The following is a 17,230-nucleotide window of genomic DNA, read 5'->3' as shown; positions in this document are numbered from 1 at the left end:
AGCCCAGCCACGGTAGTCAGGCCGAGCTATGCGGTTCAAGTCGTTGTCCACAGGGTGTGTACAAATGTGCCATGCGATGTCGCCGGGTGTTCGACTGGCCCGGTGACGCATGGCCGGGTAGGGCGCGCAGCGATGCCGGTTTGACCGGATGGCGTAGCCGCGCGTACCGTAACCAGGTCGAGTTGTCGATGGCTGCTGCCGCCTGCCTCCGATGGGCAACGACCACCTTGTGTGGTCATGAAGCGGTGCACTCGGGCGTATTGCGAGCTACTCGTGGGCGCACGGTGACAGCCAGGCGATGTCCCGCCACCAACGATTCATTTCTGGAGCCCCCGAGTGAGCAAGCGCACCTTCCAGCCGAACAACCGCCGCCGCGCTAAGACCCACGGCTTCCGGCTGCGGATGCGCACCCGTGCCGGCCGCGCGATTCTCGCGGCCCGCCGTGGCAAGGGTCGCGCGCGCCTGTCCGCCTGATCGCATCAGGTCATGACGTGCTGCCTACCGAGCATCGGCTGAGGCGGCGCGAGGACTTTGCGACCGCGGTACGCCGAGGACGCAGGGCCGGGCGCCCGCTCCTCGTCGTCCATCTTCGTAGCGGTGCAACGGACCCGCACGTACCTGGGGGAAGTGCTTCCCCAGTGCGTGCGGGTTTCGTCGTCAGCAAGGCGGTAGGCGGCGCTGTCATCCGTAACCGGGTGAAGCGCAGGCTCCGCCACCTGATGCGCGACCGCCTCGATGGCCTGCCCGCGGGTAGCCTGGTGGTCGTAAGGGCGCTGCCTGGTGCCGGTGAGGCGGACCACGACCAGCTGGCCCGTGATCTGGACACCGCGCTGCAGCGTCTGCTGAGTGCCCCTGGCGAAGGCAAGGGGAGGGTGCCGCGATGAAGTACCCACTGCTCTGGCTGATCAAGCTGTACCAGTGGACCATCAGCCCCCTGCTGGGCCCGGTCTGCAAGTACTACCCGTCGTGCTCGCGCTATGGCTACACCGCCATCGACGTGCACGGCGCGGTGAAAGGGACGGCGCTGACCGCCTGGCGCATTCTGCGCTGCAACCCCTGGTCACAAGGTGGCGTCGACCATGTCCCTCCCCGGAAGCGTCCGGTCTGGCACCAGCGGCTGAGGAGCCGCTTCGGCGGGCATGCCGCTGTCCCGCCTGCCGCACAGCCCGAGACTCAGCCCAATGCCCAAGGAGCCTGATTCGTGGACACGGTCCTCGGTCCCCTTTATGACGCAGTTTCCTGGATCATCGTCCAGTTCCACTCGTTCTACAGCCTCATGTTCCCCGAGGACAGTGGCTGGGCGTGGGGTCTGTCCATCGTCTCGCTGGTGGTCCTGATCCGTATCTGCCTGATCCCGCTCTTCGTGAAGCAGATCAAGGCGACGCGGAACATGCAGGCGCTCCAGCCGAAGATGAAGGCGATCCAGGAGCGCTACAAGAGCGACAGGCAGCGCCAGCAAGAAGAGATGATGAAGCTCTACAAGGAGACGGGTACCAACCCGCTCTCGAGCTGTCTCCCGATTCTTGCCCAGGCGCCGTTCTTCCTCGCGCTCTACCAGGTCCTCAACAAGATCGCGAACGGCCACCAGGTCGGCTTCATCGACAACAAGGAGCTGCTGGAGAGCGCCCAGAACGCGCACATCTTCGGTGCCCCGCTGGCGGCCAAGTTCACCTCCAGCGCGGAGAAGCTCGCGAGTCTCGACGCGACGCTCACCGATGTGCGGGTCGTCACGGTCGTCATGATCGTGATGATGTCGGCCTCGCAGTTCTTCACCCAGCGCCAGCTGATGACGAAGAACGTCGACCTGTCGGCGAAGACCCCGTTCATGACCCAGCAGAAGATGCTGATGTACATCTTCCCGGTCATGTTCGCCATCTTCGGCATCAACTTCCCCGTCGGTGTCCTCGTCTACTGGCTGACCACCAACGTGTGGACCATGGGCCAGCAGATGTTCGTCATCCGCCGGAACCCCACCCCGGGCAGCCTCGCCTACCAGAACCGCCAGGAGCGGCTGCGCGCCCAGGGCAAGCTGAAGGAAGAGCCGGCCGAGGTCGAGGCGAAGAAGGCCGCCGACGCGGCCCGTGCCGCGCGGCAGCAGCCCAAGCGTCAGAGCAAGTCCCAGCGGCAGTCCGGCGGCACCCAGCAGCCGGGGACCCGGGCGCGGGCCGAGTCCGGTGGCGCCCAGCCGGAGGGCACCCGGGCCCGGGCACAGTCCGGCTCCACCAGTGTCGAGAAGACCGGTGACGCGCCGTCGCTGGAGAAGACCTCGAAGAAGAAGGGCGCCCAGGGCGGCAAGCCGGCCGGCGGCTCCGCTTCCGGCTCCCGTAACGCCAAGTCCGGGCAGCGCAAGGGCCAGCAGCGGCCCAAGCACCCGTCCAAGAAGTAAGAAGGAGTCCAGCCGTGACGGAAGGCACCACGTCAGCTGCCGAGGGGAGCGACACCCTCACCCGCCTTGAGCAGGAGGGGGAGATCGCGGCCGACTACCTGGAGGGGCTGCTGGACATCGCGGACCTCGACGGCGACATCGACATGGATGTCGAGGCCGACCGAGCCGCAGTGTCGATCATCAGCGACTCGACCAGCCGTGACCTGCAGAAGCTCGTGGGTCGCGATGGTGAGGTGCTGGAGGCTCTCCAGGAGCTGACCCGGCTCGCGGTGCACCGGGAGACCGGCGACCGCAGCCGGCTGATGCTGGACATCGCCGGCTTCCGTGCCCGGAAGCGCGAGGAGCTGACCGAGCTGGGCGCCAAGGCCGCGGACGAGGCCAAGAGCAGCGGTCAGCCCGTGAAGCTCAAGCCGATGTCGCCCTTCGAGCGCAAGGTCGTCCATGACGCGGTCGCGGCCGCCGGACTGAGCAGCGAGTCCGAGGGCGAGGAGCCGCAGCGCTGTGTGGTCGTGCTCCCGGCCTGACCCCCGGCCCCGCCCGGCCTGAAACGGCTCGGCTTCGATTCACCGACGGCCCCGTCTGCTCGCAGACGGGGCCGTATCTTGTCAGCCTGACATCAGCGGTCTACAGAGTGCTTGTACGGAAGGACGGTTCCCGTGACGGAAGCAGCGGAGCTCCCCCCGGCGCCGGAGGTGGCGCGGGATGTATTTGGTGAGCGCTTCCCGGAAGCCGTTCGGTACGCCGAGCTGCTCGCCGATGTGGGCGTCACCCGCGGCCTCATCGGGCCGCGCGAGGTGCCGCGGCTGTGGGAGCGGCATCTGCTGAACTGCGCGGTGCTCTCCGAGGTGGTTCCGGAGGGCGTCACGGTGTGCGACGTGGGCTCCGGTGCGGGGCTTCCCGGCATCCCGCTGGCGCTGAGCCGCCCGGATCTGCGGATCACCCTGCTGGAGCCGCTGCTCCGGCGCACCAATTTCCTCCAGGAGATGGTGGAGCTGCTGGGGCTCGACCATGTGACGGTGGTGCGCGGACGGGCCGAGGAGGTGCTGGACAAGCTGCCGCCGGTGCACGTGGTGACCGCCCGCGCGGTGGCCCCGCTGGACCGGCTGGCGGGCTGGGGCGTCCCGCTGTTGCGCCCGTACGGCGAGATGCTCGCGCTCAAGGGCGACACGGCGGAGGAAGAGCTCAAGCAGGCGCGGGCCGCGCTGAGCAAGCTCGGTGTTGTGGATACCTCCGTCCTCCATGTGGGCGAGGGGATCGTGGATCCGCTTTCGACCGTGGTCCGGGTGGAGGTCGGAGAGAGCCCCGGCGGTGTGCGATTCGCGGCCAAGCGGGCCAAGGCGGCGCGCAAGGGCACGCGGCGCCGCCGCTGACCTCGCTGTTCTCGTGGCAGGCTCCGCCCGGTGGGCTCCCGCTCACCGGGCGGAGCCTCTGTCGTGGTGCTCCATACAAGCTGCCAAAACTACGCATTTCGGAGTGTCGCAACGGGTTGAAGGTTCCCCGCGTGCATCGTGTTTCACGTGAAACGCCGTTCGCTGCTGCATGGAATCATCAGTCGCGGTCGTGCGGCCGCAGCTCCGCGCGATCCCAAGCCCCGTCCGGACGTGGATTCATCCACAGGAGAACGGGCCTCGCTGGTTCACGACCCCCAAAGCATGGCAGGCTCTGTCCATCGCGAGCCTGATGTCGAGGAGAGTGAATCCTTGCGGTCCGACGCCAATATCGCGGGGCCGATGACCGATCCGGTCCCCGGCCCCCGCACCGAATCGCCGGGGGAGGGTGGGTCGCCCTCCTACACGCAGGAGGGCGTCGCCGCCCTGCCTTCCTATGGTCAGGGAGGCGCGGAGACTCCGCCCCCGGCGGATGACACTCCCATCGGGAGAGCCGCCCAGCTCGCTGTCGAGGCGATGGGCCGTGCGGGCGCGGGACTGCCCCGGCCCGAGCAGACCCGGGTGATGGTCGTCGCCAACCAGAAGGGCGGCGTCGGCAAGACCACCACCACGGTCAACCTGGCCGCCTCACTGGCCTTGCACGGTGGCCGAGTGCTGGTCATCGACCTCGACCCGCAGGGGAACGCCTCCACCGCGTTGGGCATCGACCACCACGCGGAGGTCCCCTCGATCTATGACGTGCTGGTCGACAGCAAGCCACTCTCCGACGTCGTGCAGCCGGTCCAGGACGTGGAGGGACTGTTCTGCGCCCCGGCCACCATCGACCTCGCCGGTGCCGAGATCGAGCTGGTCTCGCTGGTGGCCCGGGAGAGCCGGCTGCAGCGCGCCATCCAGGCGTACGAGCAGCCGCTGGACTACATCCTGATCGACTGCCCGCCCTCGCTCGGCCTGCTGACGGTGAACGCCCTTGTCGCCGGTGCCGAGGTGCTCATCCCCATCCAGTGCGAGTACTACGCCCTGGAGGGCCTCGGCCAGCTGCTGCGCAATGTCGACCTGGTGCGGGGCCACCTCAATCCCAAGCTCCATGTCTCCACCATCCTGCTGACGATGTACGACGGGCGGACCCGGCTTGCCTCGCAGGTGGCGGAGGAGGTGCGCAGTCACTTCGGCAACGAGGTGCTGCGGACCAGCATCCCCAGGTCGGTCCGGATCTCCGAGGCGCCCAGCTACGGTCAGACGGTCCTCACCTATGACCCGGGCTCCAGTGGTTCGCTCTCCTACCTGGAGGCGGCCCGTGAGATCGCACTGCGGGGGGTCGGGGTGCAGTACGACGGTCGGCACGCCCATGTGCTGCCGCAGAACAATCAGCACAGCATGCAGGAGGGGATCCAGTGAGCGAGCGACGCAGAGGGCTGGGCCGTGGGCTCGGTGCGCTGATCCCGCCGGCTCCCAAGGCCGGGGACAGCCCCCCGCCCACCATCGGCTCGGCGACGGTCTCGCCGACGGCGGTGCCGCTGCTCACTCCGGACCGCGGGACGGTGGCGACCAAGCTGGCACCACGCCCCAGCGCCGATGTTTCACGTGAAACGGAGCCCGCGCCGAGTGAGGTGGAGACGCCTGCCGCCACACCGGTCGCGGAAGTGGCTGCCGGTGCGCACTTCGCGGAGCTGCCGCTGGACTCCATCACCCCCAACCCGCGACAGCCGCGTGAGGTCTTCGACGAGGACGCACTGGCCGAGCTGGTCACCTCGATCCAGGAGGTCGGCCTTCTCCAGCCCGTCGTCGTGCGGCAGTTGGCGCCGGAGCGCTTCGAGCTCATCATGGGTGAGCGCCGGTGGCGAGCCTGCCGCGAGGCCGGCCTGGAGAAGATCCCCGCGATCATCCGAGCCACGGACGACGAGAAGCTCCTGCTCGACGCGCTGCTGGAGAACCTGCACCGGGCCCAGCTGAACCCGCTGGAAGAGGCAGCCGCCTATGACCAGCTGCTGAAGGACTTCAACTGCACCCATGACGAGCTCGCCGACCGCATCGGCCGCTCGCGCCCCCAGGTGTCCAACACCCTGCGGCTGCTGAAGCTCTCCCCTTCGGTGCAGCGCCGGGTGGCGGCCGGAGTGCTCTCGGCGGGCCACGCCCGGGCGCTGCTCTCGGTCGACGATGCCGAGGAGCAGGACCGGCTGGCTCATCGGATTGTCGCCGAAGGGCTTTCGGTCCGTGCGGTGGAAGAGATCGTGACCCTGATGGGCTCGCGGCCGAGCAGCTCCCCGAAGGCCAGGGGGCCTCGGGCCGGGACCCGGGTGTCTCCCGCCCTCACCCATCTGGCCTCCCGGCTCTCGGACCGTTTCGAGACCCGGGTGAAGGTCGACCTGGGGCAGAAGAAGGGAAAGATCGTCGTCGAGTTCGCCTCGATAGAGGATCTTGAGCGCATCCTCGGCACTCTGGCCCCCGGTGAGGGGCGTGTCCTGGATGAGCAGCTGTCCGAGGAGTCGGAGGACACGGCTGACGGAGCCAGCGGCGACGTCGCCGCCGGGTAGCCGCTGCGATTGTCTTGAGCGGGTCATGGCCGGTGCGGTACCGGCCATGACCCGCTCTCTTTGCTCTATGGCGGTATCGGCGCAATGTCCGCGGGGCTACCATGCGATCAGGTATGGCGCATCAGCCACCGACAGCGCGGCTGGTGAGAGAGTAAGGAACTGGCTGCAATGGGGCGTCGGCTCGTACCGCTCACGCTGGACAATCTTCCGGACATCCCCAAGCGTTGCCGATCCTGTGTCTTCTGGGAGCTCGACCCGGTCAGTGGCGAGGCCGCGGTGCGCGCCGGACGGCCCGAGCTGGAGAAGGAAGCCTGGATCTCGGCGGTGCTACTGGAATGGGGCTCCTGCGGTCGGGTCGTCTATGTCGATGAGGTGCCGGTCGGCTTTGTGCTCTACGCGCCTCCGGCCTATGTGCCACGCTCCACGGCCTTCCCCACCAGCCCCGTAGCGGCCGATGCGGTGCAGCTGATGACGGCCTGGCTGATGCCCGGCTACCAGGGCCAGGGGCTGGGCCGGGTGATGGTGCAGACCGTGGCCAAGGACCTGATCCGGCGGGGTTTCAAGGCGATCGAAGCATTCGGGGACGCCACATGGAAGGAACCGGCGTGTGTGCTGCCCGCCGATCACCTTCTCGCCGTGGGGTTCAAGACCGTCCGGCACCACCCGCGCTATCCCCGGCTGAGGCTGGAACTGCGGACGACGATCTCCTGGAAGGAAGATGTCGAGCTGGCGCTGGACCGGTTGCTCGGCGCCGTCCAGAAGGAGCCCGCGCTCCGGCCTCTGTGAGCCTCCGGGCGGTGTGCCTGTAAGTCTCCGGCGGTGCCGCACACCGAGCCTTCTGCCGCTGCCACACAGCCGCACGAACGCGAACGGGCCCGCCCCTGGATAGGGGCGGGCCCGTTCTCACCGTTTCACGTGAAACTCAGTGCGCTGTCGGCAGAGGCGTCACTTGGTGAAGAAGTCAGCCAGGTCGCGCTCGATGGCGGCCTTCGGCTTGGCGCCGACGATGGTCTTCGCGACCTCGCCACCCTTGTAGACGTTGAGCGTCGGGATCGACATCACGCCGTACTTGGCGGCGGTGTTCGGGTTCTCGTCGATGTTGAGCTTCGCGATCACGATCTCGTCGTGCTCCGCGGCGATGGCCTCCAGCGACGGCGCGATCTGGCGGCACGGACCGCACCAGGCGGCCCAGAAGTCGACGAGCACCGGCTTCTCGCTGTTGAGCACGAGCTCCTCGAAGTTGGCGTCCGTCACGGTCACCGTGGCACCGGCCATGGCAATCTCCTTCATCAGTTGGTGCAGAGGGGGGGGAGGTGGGGTCAGGCGGCGCTCTCGCCGTCGGCGAGAGCCGCGAGGAACCGCTCGGCGTCCAGCGCGGCGGAGCAGCCGGTGCCGGCGGCGGTGATCGCCTGGCGGTAGGTGTGGTCCACGACGTCACCCGCGGCGAAGACGCCGACCAGGTTGGTCCGGGTCGAGGGAGCCTCGACCTTGAGGTAGCCATCGTCGTCCAGGTCCAGCTGGCCCTTGAACAGCTCGGTGCGCGGGTCGTGGCCGATGGCGATGAAGAGGCCGGTGACCGGCAGCGCGGCGGTCTCCCCCGACTTCACATTGCGCAGGGTCAGCCCGGAGAGCTTGCCGTCGCCGTGGAGCTCGGCCACCTCGCTGTCCCAGACGAACGAGATCTTCGGGTCGGCGAAGGCCCGCTCCTGCATCGCCTTGCTGGCGCGCAGCGTGTCCCGCCGGTGGACCACGGTGACCGACTTGGCGAAGCGGGAGAGGAAGGTGGCCTCCTCCATGGCCGTGTCGCCGCCGCCGATCACGGCGATGTCCTGGTCCTTGAAGAAGAAGCCGTCACACGTGGCGCACCAGGAGACACCGCGGCCGGACAGCTCGTCCTCCCGGGGGAGCCCCAGCTTGCGGTGCTGGGAGCCGGTGGTCACGATCACGGCCTTGGCGCGGTGGATGGTGCCTGCGGAGTCGGTGACGGTCTTGATCTCCTCGGAGAGGTCGACCGCGACCACATCGTCCGCGATGAGCTCGGCACCGAAGCGCTCGGCCTGGGCGCGCATGTTGTCCATCAGGTCCGGGCCCATGATGCCGTCACGGAAGCCGGGGAAGTTCTCCACCTCGGTGGTGTTCATCAGCGCACCGCCAGCCGTCACAGAGCCCTCGAAGACCAGGGGCTTGAGCGCGGCGCGGGCCGTGTAGAGCGCGGCCGTGTACCCCGCGGGCCCGGAACCGATGATGATCACGTTGCGGACGTCGCTCACTGATGTCTTCCTTGTCTCTGCCGACGCTGATGGATTGGGAGGCTCACCCCACCCAACGGATCCTACGGGGCCAGCATTCCCGAGAGGCTCAGCGCCCGGCGGCAGCGGTCAGCCGCGGGCGAAGGTGCGCGTCTCCAGGACCGTGCCGGCAGCGGCCGGAGAGGCCTTGGTGCAGGCGGCGTCGATCACGAAGGCATCGACCCGAGAGCTGTCGGCGGGGTGCGGAAGGACGACGATGTAGGCGGGGGTCCCGTTGTACGTGTCCTGCTGGGTTGCCAGTGGAGTCTCCTGGCGACCGGTTCCGGCCTGGACGCACGAGGGCACCTGGTCCTCCCCGGCGCGCAGCGGCGCGGCCGGGGAGGTCTGCGAGGCCACCCCGCGTGAGGGCTCATCCGGACGAGACCCCTTCGGCTGACCGGCGAGCAGCTCCTTGACCCGGCCCTCCAGGTCGGCCGCGGAGAGCGCGGCGGACTCCGCGTTCTTCTTCGCCGAGGCCGTAGTGTCCCGCGCCGCCTGCTGTGGGCCTTCGCCGGAGGAGCCGGGGGACTGCTGGATGAAGAAGGTGCCCACGCCGATCACTGCCGCCGCGCAGGCGGTGGTGAGGAGGACCGTCGGCCAGCGGCGGGACCGCCGGCCCTCGCGGCGGGAGGTCTTCCGGCCAGGCCCGGTGGCGGCCCGGGGCCGCCCGGCAGGCCGGTCGGCGGGACGCTCCCCCGTCGAGCGGTCCGGGCGGGACTCTCCGTCCGGCTCGCCGTCCTCCGGCGCTCGCGAGGTTTCACGTGAAACGGGAGCGGTGGTGTCGCCGGGTGTTTCACGTGAAACCGCGTCCGCCGGTGTGGTGGCGTCCAGAAGGGCTTCGGCGGCGAGGGCGGCGTCGATCCGCCCCGCGATGTCGGAGGGCATCCGCACCGGCCCCGGAAGGGTGCCGAGCAGCGAGCGGATCTCTTCCAGGGATGCGCGAACGTCGTCGCACAGGGGGCAGCCGTCGAGATGCCCTCGCACCTCGGCGCTGCGCTCCGGAGCCAGCAGGCCCTCGGCGAGCGCGGAGATCTCGGTGACCTCCGGGTGGTCGTCCGTGCCGGTCGTGGGTGTCACGCCCGTCCACCTCCGCCCTTCACGGCATCTGCGTCGTTCGGTCCTGCCGCCGGTGGGACGGATGTCCCCTGCGTCCGGTTCCTTGCCCGGTCGGGTGGCTCGCCACCCCTCTCGGCGGGGTGGAGATGCGACAGGAGTGGCAGCAGCCGGGCCCTCCCCCGCGAGCAGCGGCTCTTCACCGTGCCTACGGGAACTCCCAACATCGCGGCCACCTCGGCCACCGGATACCCCTGCATATCGACCAGGACCAGCGCCGCACGCTGATCGGCCGGAAGGGTGCTCAGCGCGTGGATCAGCTCCCGGTGGAGGTCCCCGCGCTCGGCCGGCGCCGCAGCGGACTCATGGGGCTCCAGGAGGTGCTCCAGGCGCTCTGTCTCGGCGACGGGAGAGGTGCGCCTGGACGCGGCCTTGCGGGCCCGGTCCAGGCAGGCATTGACCGTGATGCGGTGCAGCCAGGTGGTGACGGCCGACTGCCCTCGGAAGCTCGCAGCAGCCCGATAGGCGGAGACCAGGGCGTCCTGGACCGCGTCAGCCGCCTCCTCCCGGTCACCGAGGGTGCGCAGGGCCACCGCCCAGAGCCGGTCCCGATGGCGCCGGACGATCTCCGAGAAGGCGTTCGGGTCGCCCTTGACGTGGAGCGCAAGGAGCTCGGCGTCGCTCGCCTCAGCGAATGCGGCGTCGTCGTCCAACGTCGAGCCCCTCCCTTGCGCCTGCGCCTGGTTCAGCCGGTGAACTTCACGTCCGTGACGGCCTGCTTGTACGGGTACCTGAACTCGGCCTCTGGCGGGGACTTCGGCAGGGCTGTGAGCCACACCAGGACGTACCGGGTCTTTACCGCGCTCTTCGCAGTCAGCTTCGCTGACGTCCCGGTCTCCCTCACGGTGGCGAACGGCTTACCGAAGGAGGCCGTGGGATCCGCCACGTCGCCGACCGAGGGTTCCTGCGAGTCGGTGGCGTACAGCGATACGCCGGTATAGCTGTTGCTGCCCGGTTCGGCGGCGTAGTGCAGGCCCAGGGAGGCGCCGCTGACCTTCTGCTCGGATCCCAGGTCGTAGATGATTCCCACGCCCTTGGAGGCGACGATCCTCGGGTGGAACTCCGGACCGTCGATGTAGCTCTTGGTACGCCAGCTGGTCGACGGGTCGTCATCCCACGTGTTGTCGACGTCGGCCGGCTTCTGCGTGTCGGTGGGCGAGAACTCCTTCGCTCCGACGATCTTTATCGGCTGAGGGGTCTGCTTCTTCGCCTTGTCGCCGCCGCCCTTGCGCTCCGAGGTGTTCGAACCGTTGGACCGGGACTCCTCCTTGAGAAGCGTGTCGGCCAACTGCCAGCTGCCCAGGCCCAACGCCGCGATCAGCAGTGCCGAGACAGCCCACTTGAGGGCCTTTCCGGTGCGGCTCTGCAACGGGGGCGGTGGCGGCACGGGTGCCGGAGCGGTCGCGCCAGGGCGCCCGCTGCGGCTCTGCGACCCGCCGTAGGGCCGGGGGTAGCCGTTGCTCTGGAAGACCTCGGGAGGCGTGAACGCGGGCTCTGGCGGCCGGATTCGGGGCATCGCGGCCACCGCCTTGGCCAGCTCCTCGGGAGTGGTGCACGGCGGTTCCTGCCGCGAGGCGGTGGCCCCTTCGTTCACCAGGGCACGCATCGCCAGGTCCGACAGGCCGCGGTGGATCCCGGCGCGGACCTGGTCGGGGGCGATCAGCCCAACTCCCTTGGGCAGCCCGGAGAGTCCGTAGGCATCGTCCTCGTACGGCCAGCGCTGGGTGAGCGCGGCGTACAGCAGGGCGCCGATCGCCTCGGTGTCGGTCCGCTGAGGCCGTTCGGCGGTGATCCCGCGCAACGCGGCCATGACGGCGAGGCCGCGGATGCGGTACTGGCCGGACTCGGTACGGAGCACCGAGCCAGGGGTGAGGCGGAGATGGGCCAGCCCCTCGCGGTGGGCGGCGGCCATGGCCTGGGAGACCTGGCTGACCAGTTGGTAGGCGTCGTGCGCCTCCATCGGGCCGTTCGCCAGGATGGCGGTCAGCTCCGTCGCGTCGGGCAGCCACTCATGGACGACGTAGACGAGGTCGTTCTCCTCGACCGCGTCCAGGACCTGGACGAACCGGGGGTCGCCGAGGAGAGCCGCGGAACGCGCGGCGGCGAGCACCGGCCGGGCACGCGGATGCTCGGCGGGCAGGATGTGGACGCCGACGGCGCGGCGGAGTTTCTCGTCCACCGCCCGCCAACTGCTGAACCCGTCCAGACGGGTGACGCACTCCTCGAGACGGTAGCGTCTGGCGAGTTTGTGGCCGCTGTGCAGCTCCGGGGGGTTGGACGGGCACACGGCACTGTCGCCCTCGCTGTCCGCGCGCGCCGCGCCGGTGTCCTCACCGGCCTTCGAATCGGTCCCCGCCCCGTCGGTCATGGCCTGCTCCGCCTCGGTGGCCGATGGCTTCTCGCCATCGTTGTCGGCCACGTCGACGGCAGCTGTGCTCCGTTCCGCCACCGTCGTTCCTGCCTCCCCATCCATAGCGCTGGTCCACAGCCAAGACAATTGTGCCCACAGTCCGCCGCTATGCACGACACACGATGGCGGATGAAGGTTGTGCTCAGCTCATCGGCCAAGACGTGCGCGGACCATACCAACCATGGCCGTCAGTTCGTCGATGCGCATCCGTTTGGCAGCAAGGTAGAACACGGCGATCAGGACGACACCACCACCGGTGAGGGCCGCGAGCGAGCCGGTGATGCCGCTGCCCAGCGAGTTGGTGACGGCATAGGCGGCGCCAGCGGCCAGGACGGCTGCCGGGATGCTGGCGCCCGCCAGACGGGTGTACGTGCGGACCACGCGCCGGCCGTCGAGATCACCGCCCAGCCGGTCGCGCAGGCGCTTCCAGGCGACGCCCACGCCGATGGCGTAAGCCAGTCCGTAGGAGGCGGCCATACCGGTCACGGCCCAGCGGGCGGGCAACACCAGGTAGCAGAGTCCGGACGCGGAGGCGTTGACGGCGGCGACGATCACCGTGTTGTAGAAGGGGGTGCGGGTGTCCTCGTACGCGTAGAAGCCGCGCAGCACGACGTACTGCACGGAGAACGGGATCAGGCCCAGGCCGAAGGCCATCAGGATGTAGCCCATCGACTGGGCCGCATCGGTGCCCGAGGTGCCGAAGAGCAGGGTGCACATCGGGATGCCGAGGCCGACGAAGCCGAAGGCGAGCGGCACGATCGCGACGGCGGAGGTGCGCAGGCCCTGGGAGATGTCGTCCCGGACCGCGCCGGCGTCGCCGTCGTGGGCGGCGCGGGAGATGCGGGGCAGCAGAGCGGCCATCACCGAGACGGTGATGATGGCCTGCGGCATGCCCCAGATCAGCTGGGCGCTGGAGTAGCCGATGAAGCCGGTGCCGGGGAAGCCCTTGTTGTCGGCCTCGGCTCCGGCCGCGGTGGCGAGCCGGGTGACGACGATGGCGCCCGCCTGGTTGGCGAGCACGAACAGCAGGGTCCACTTGGCTAGCTTGGCGGCCTTGCCGAGGCCGTGGCCGCGCCAGTCGAAGCGGGGCCGGAAGTGGAAGCCGGAGGCCCGCAGATAGGGGAACATCGCCAGGGCCTGGACCGTGAGGCCGAGCAGGGTGCCGATGCCGAGCAGCCGGATGCCCTCGGCGGTGATCGTCGTGACGCCCATCTTGGAGCTGCTGAACGTCCCGAACACCCAGATGAACAGGGAGAAGGTGGTGATGACGACGACGTTGTTGAGGACCGGGGTCCACATCATGGCGCCGAAGTGGCCACGGGCGTTGAGGATCTGTCCCACCACCACGTGGATGCCCATGAAGAAGATCGTGGGTAGGCAGTAGCGGGCGAAGGTGACGCCGACCTCGTTGGCCGCGGGATTGTCCGCGATGGTCGGCGAGAGCATCTGGATCAGCCATGGCGCCGCGAAGAAGGAGAGGGCGACAAGCCCGCCGAGCACCACGATGGTCAGGGTGAGCAGGCGGTTGGCGTAGGCGACGCCGCCGTCGCCGTCCTCCTTCATCGCGCGGACCAGCTGCGGGACGAAGACGGAGTTCAGCCCGCCGCCGACGGTGAGGAAGTAGATCATCGTCGGCAGCGTGTAGGCGACGGTGTAGGTGTCGCCGAGGGTGGCCGCGCCGATCGCCGCGATGATCACCATCTGGCGGACGAAGCCGGTCAGCCGGGAGACCAGGGTGCCGGCGGCCATCACCGCGCTGGACTGGAGGAAGCTCGTCGCACGCCCGCCCCGCTTGGGGGCCGGGGCCGCCGCCGGAGACGGATCGTCCATGAGCTGTGCGGCAGCCGCCGGGCGGGCCCCCGCGGCGGGCGTGCCCTGACCCGCGGGGATCTGCCCGGGGCCGGGGGCGTGTGCCGGCGGCTGCCCAGGCGGCGCCGGCGGGGCCGGGTACTGCTGCTGGGGGTACTGCTGCGCCGGCTGCTGCTGTGGGTACTGCTGCGGCGGGTACTGCTGGCCGGGGTCGTGCGGAGCGGGGTGCTGCGGCTGGTACGGCTGCTGATCGCGGAAGAGGTACGCGAAGGCGTCCTGCTGCGGCTGCTCCTCGCCGGACTGGCCGACCAGACCGTCGACGCCCAGATACTGCGTCGTGGCGGGGTCGTCCCCGTACGGCAGCATGCGGGAGGGGCCCTCCGGCTCCGGGGCGGGCGTCGGGGCCCACACCTGCGGGTCGGGGGCGTGCGGTGCCTGGGGCGGCTGCTGGTAGAGCGGGGTCTCGTTCCGGTAGGGGTCCGGCGCGGGCGGGTGCGCCGCCCGGTCGTACATCGCGTCGGTCAGCGGGTCGTGCGCATAGGGATCCTGCGCCGGGTACGGGTACGGCGTGTAGCTGCCCGTGACGTACGGATCCTGGATGTACGGGTCCTGCGCATAGTGCACCGGTCCGTGACCGGCCTGTCCCGGATCGCCCAGGTAGGGGTCCTGCTGGTGCGGCTCGGGCGCGTACGGGTTCGGGGGCGCGGACTGCGGCGGCGGGACCTGGCCGGCCGGGTCGTCGCCCCGGCCATGGCCGCGATCACCGTCGTACGGCGCGTTCATCGCTACCCCACCTCATCGTCTGCGGCCGGATCGGCCCCACCAGTGCTCAATGGTCCACTTTCTCACCTGAGCCGGATGGCTCAGCGCTTTGCGAACCGGTGTCCGGTGTCGGGTCACTCGGCTGCCCCGGCACGACGGGTGCCGCGGTGTCGCCGGCGGGTTCGTGTTCGCCCTTGTCCGGGGCCCTCTCCTTGCTCTCTGCCCCTTCTCCGTTACCGTCCTCCTCGCCCTCTTTGTTGCTCTCGTCACTGTTCGCGCCGCGCTTGCGCTGAACATAGATCCGGATGCCGGCGAGGACCAGCAGCAGCACGCCGCCGGCGATCACCAGGATGACCGTCGAGGTGGCCTCGGTGACGTTCACCTCGAAGTCCATCTTCTGGCCGTAGGGCTGCCCGTCGGCGGTGACCAGCTGGGCGGTGATCCGGACCCGGCCGTTGGCGTTGGCCGTGGTCCCGAACTTCACGGACTGGCTGTGGCCGCCCTCCACCTGGATCGGCTGCTCTTCGCCCACGGCCAGCCGGTTCGCCTGGTGGGAGACGAGCCGCAGCCGGAGGCCCTTGACGCTCTGTACGAGCCCGTTCTGCACGGTGACCGGAATGGTGGCGCTGCGACCGGACAGCGTGATCCGCGACTTCGGGATGAGCCGCACCTTCTCGGTGAGCCCGCGCAGATAGCCCTGCACCGAGCCGCGGAACCGCTTCGCCTCCTTGGCGTCTCCCCGCCACGAGGTCGACATCTCCCGCATGATCGCGGTGCCGAACGGGGTGGCCACCCGGTATGGCGCGGAGAGGATCAGCTGGAAGCGGTCCAGGGCGCCCTGGGTCTCCTGGATCTTCTGGAAGGCGCCGGCGGGCAGCTCCCTGCCGCGCAGTGAGCGCGGGTAGGCCTGGCCGCTGGGCACCCGCTGGGTGGCCGCAGGGTCGGGCTTGGCCTTGGCTGCCTGTCCCAGGGTCTGCGGCTGGCTCCAGCGGCCGGAGAGGCCGCCGAGGGCGGCGGCCATGGCCTGGGCCTGGCTCGCGGTCGGCATGCGCTGCGGAGCGACCACCACGCTGCGCTGCTTCGGGGCCTGCAAGGTGAACATCTGGCTCTGGGCGAGGAACCGCTGTACGGCCAGCGTGTAGTTCTCGGACCGCGACATGTCGCCCGCGAAGGCGGTGGAGAGCCGTGCGTCGGCGACCACCGCGGTGTTGCCGCTGCCGATCTGCCGGGCGGCGCTGGGCGTGTAGAGAAGCCCGCCGGTCTCCTTGAGGCTGTCGCTGCGGGTGATGACGTTGTGCGCCCCGGCCGAGGTGGCCACGTCCACGATCGCGGAGTCGATGGCGCCGTCCACCGGCCAGGCGAAGTCGGTGCGCGGCGTGAGGTGCAGGATCGTCTCGACGGTCGTGGAGGCGAGCTCGGTGGCCGTCTGGAGGTGGCTGAGGGCGCCGGAGTTCTTGCCGCGGTGGGCGAGTGAGGCGAGGTCGGGGTCGGCGAACGGCAGCGCGATCACCTGTTTGCCCTGCACCGCGTGCTGGAGGTCGTTGAGCCACTGCTCGGCGACCTCCTGGCCCTCGCCGGGGACCGTGGTGTCGTCCTCGGCCTCGACCTCGTAGCCCCGGGTCATCGCGTCGACGGTGGCCAGCAGGTCCGGGTCGATGACCCAGGTGACGGGGAGGTCCTTGCCCAGGGTGACCAGCTGCTGGAGCCGCCCGCCGGGGCCGAGCTCGGCTTTGAGGTCGTCCTCCCGGAAGATCGGGGTCTGCTGCTCGTCGGTGTCCGTCCGCGCGGTCAGGTGTGTGGAGGAGACCAGCGGCCACAGGAAGGTGAGGCGGCTCTTCGCGGGAGCGGTGGACGGCTGCCAGGGAAGGAAGGTCCGCTGGATGCCGAGCACCTGCTGCCAGCCCTGCTCGGCCGTCTGCCCGGTGAGCGCCACCCCGATCTGGTAGGCGCCGGTGCGGCCCAGGTGCAGCTGCGCCACCGGGACGGACAGGGCGAAGTGGCGGCTGCCGCCGGCCGGCAGCCGGCCGACGTTGCGGGCGTACTTGCCGCCGATCTCGACGCCGTCGAGGCCCGGGGAGTAGCCGGTGCGGCGGGCCGCGTCGTCGATCGCGGTCCGGCTGTTCATGGGCGGGCCGATCCGGAGCGCGACGGAGGCCTGGGTGATCGTGGAGCGGCCGTTGTTGGTGACCGTGCCGGTGATCTTGACGGTGTCGTCGGCGGACGGCGTGGTGGGCGTCAAGCTCTTGATCATGACGTCCACCGTGCGTGAGCCGGTCGCGGACCGGCCCAGGGTCCCGGTGGTCCGGCTTGCGGTCCCCGTCACGCGGCCCTCGGTCCCCGTGGTCAGGGTCTGGGTGCCGGCGGTCCGGTTCTGCGCGTGGGTGAGGGAAACCGCCGTCCCCGCGGGGGCGGCGGACGCCGCCGGGAGCTGCACCGCACCGGCGAGCAGCGGGACACCGGCGAGCAGTGTCGCGGTCCGTCTGAACCACCGGCGGGCAGCAGAAGGGGTCCCCTGGAACTCTGCCGCCTCGGCCACGCGCTCG

General features: G+C 69.8%; 16 protein-coding genes. 9 read left to right on the top strand and 7 right to left on the bottom strand.

The genetic code is table 11. From position 1 onward, the window contains the following. The first annotated feature begins 336 nt into the window (after positions 1-336). From rpmH to AC4BDD_RS14515, 9 genes are all read left to right on the top strand, one after another. Positions 337-474 (top strand): 50S ribosomal protein L34, encoded by a 138-nt coding sequence (gene rpmH, locus AC4BDD_RS14555; RefSeq protein ID WP_125638610.1) that lies wholly within the window; start codon positions 337-339, stop codon positions 472-474. A gap of 17 nt (positions 475-491) precedes the next feature. Then, positions 492-884 (top strand): ribonuclease P protein component, encoded by a 393-nt coding sequence (rnpA, locus tag AC4BDD_RS14550; protein ID WP_490691425.1) that lies wholly within the window; start codon positions 492-494, stop codon positions 882-884. Then, positions 881-1,198, top strand: a complete 318-nt coding sequence (gene yidD / locus AC4BDD_RS14545) for a membrane protein insertion efficiency factor YidD (RefSeq protein ID WP_490691424.1) — start codon at positions 881-883, stop codon at positions 1,196-1,198. The genes rnpA and yidD overlap by 4 nt, the downstream gene beginning before the upstream one ends. 3 nt (positions 1,199-1,201) lie before the next feature. Then, positions 1,202-2,386 (top strand): membrane protein insertase YidC, encoded by a 1,185-nt coding sequence (gene yidC / locus AC4BDD_RS14540; protein WP_490691423.1) that lies wholly within the window; start codon positions 1,202-1,204, stop codon positions 2,384-2,386. Positions 2,387-2,400: 14 nt separating this feature from the next. Further along, on the top strand, positions 2,401-2,910 hold the full coding sequence (locus AC4BDD_RS14535) for a Jag family protein (RefSeq protein WP_490691422.1): 510 nt from the start codon (positions 2,401-2,403) through the stop codon (positions 2,908-2,910). A 132-nt stretch (positions 2,911-3,042) separates the two neighbouring features. Continuing rightward, positions 3,043-3,756 carry a 16S rRNA (guanine(527)-N(7))-methyltransferase RsmG gene (gene rsmG / locus AC4BDD_RS14530; protein ID WP_490691421.1) on the top strand — a complete coding sequence of 238 codons (714 nt, stop codon included), beginning with the start codon at positions 3,043-3,045 and terminating at the stop codon, positions 3,754-3,756. A 282-nt stretch (positions 3,757-4,038) separates the two neighbouring features. Further along, positions 4,039-5,169, top strand: a complete 1,131-nt coding sequence (locus AC4BDD_RS14525) for a ParA family protein (protein ID WP_490691420.1) — start codon at positions 4,039-4,041, stop codon at positions 5,167-5,169. Further along, complete coding sequence (locus AC4BDD_RS14520) at positions 5,166-6,305, top strand: ParB/RepB/Spo0J family partition protein (protein ID WP_490691419.1); 1,140 nt, start codon at positions 5,166-5,168, stop codon at positions 6,303-6,305. The genes AC4BDD_RS14525 and AC4BDD_RS14520 overlap by 4 nt, the downstream gene beginning before the upstream one ends. 168 nt (positions 6,306-6,473) lie before the next feature. Next, entirely contained in the window at positions 6,474-7,091 is a 618-nt protein-coding gene (locus tag AC4BDD_RS14515) for a GNAT family N-acetyltransferase (RefSeq protein ID WP_135337401.1), read from the top strand. Positions 7,092-7,250: 159 nt separating this feature from the next. Here AC4BDD_RS14515 and trxA read toward each other — a convergent pair whose 3' ends face one another. From trxA to AC4BDD_RS14480, 7 genes are all read right to left on the bottom strand, one after another. Continuing rightward, on the bottom strand, positions 7,251-7,580 hold the full coding sequence (gene trxA, locus AC4BDD_RS14510) for a thioredoxin (RefSeq protein ID WP_490691418.1): 330 nt from the start codon (positions 7,578-7,580) through the stop codon (positions 7,251-7,253). A 44-nt stretch (positions 7,581-7,624) separates the two neighbouring features. Next, positions 7,625-8,575 (bottom strand): thioredoxin-disulfide reductase, encoded by a 951-nt coding sequence (gene trxB, locus AC4BDD_RS14505; protein WP_490691417.1) that lies wholly within the window; start codon positions 8,573-8,575, stop codon positions 7,625-7,627. A gap of 108 nt (positions 8,576-8,683) precedes the next feature. After that, positions 8,684-9,670, bottom strand: coding sequence for an anti-sigma factor family protein (locus tag AC4BDD_RS14500; RefSeq protein WP_490691416.1), 987 nt, complete (start codon positions 9,668-9,670; stop codon positions 8,684-8,686). Then, positions 9,667-10,359, bottom strand: a complete 693-nt coding sequence (gene sigM / locus AC4BDD_RS14495; protein WP_490691415.1) for an RNA polymerase sigma factor SigM — start codon at positions 10,357-10,359, stop codon at positions 9,667-9,669. Before sigM ends, AC4BDD_RS14500 begins: the two co-directional genes overlap by 4 nt. A gap of 32 nt (positions 10,360-10,391) precedes the next feature. Continuing rightward, positions 10,392-12,155: a protein kinase family protein gene (locus AC4BDD_RS14490; RefSeq protein ID WP_490691414.1), complete on the bottom strand. Its 1,764-nt coding sequence runs from the start codon at positions 12,153-12,155 to the stop codon at positions 10,392-10,394. 108 nt (positions 12,156-12,263) lie between these two features. Next, complete coding sequence (gene murJ, locus AC4BDD_RS14485) at positions 12,264-14,708, bottom strand: murein biosynthesis integral membrane protein MurJ (RefSeq protein ID WP_490691413.1); 2,445 nt, start codon at positions 14,706-14,708, stop codon at positions 12,264-12,266. 46 nt (positions 14,709-14,754) lie between these two features. After that, positions 14,755-17,223, bottom strand: a complete 2,469-nt coding sequence (locus AC4BDD_RS14480; RefSeq protein ID WP_490691412.1) for a DUF6049 family protein — start codon at positions 17,221-17,223, stop codon at positions 14,755-14,757. Positions 17,224-17,230: the final 7 nt, after the last annotated feature.

Source organism: Streptomyces sp. JLBT605 (assembly GCF_058215555.1).
The sequence above is the reverse complement of the archived record's forward strand: the minus strand, read 5'-3'. Positions and strand labels throughout refer to the sequence as shown.

Bases quoted from the DNA above. Each gene is read 5' to 3' on its own strand.
- yidD (WP_490691424.1), top strand. From the start codon at position 881: ATGAAGTACCCACTGCTCTGGCTGATCAAGCTGTACCAGTGGACCATC.
- AC4BDD_RS14525 (WP_490691420.1), top strand. From the start codon at position 4,039: ATGGCAGGCTCTGTCCATCGCGAGCCTGATGTCGAGGAGAGTGAATCC.
- AC4BDD_RS14515 (WP_135337401.1), top strand. From the start codon at position 6,474: ATGGGGCGTCGGCTCGTACCGCTCACGCTGGACAATCTTCCGGACATC.
- trxA (WP_490691418.1), bottom strand. From the start codon at position 7,580: ATGGCCGGTGCCACGGTGACCGTGACGGACGCCAACTTCGAGGAGCTC.
- murJ (WP_490691413.1), bottom strand. From the start codon at position 14,708: ATGAACGCGCCGTACGACGGTGATCGCGGCCATGGCCGGGGCGACGAC.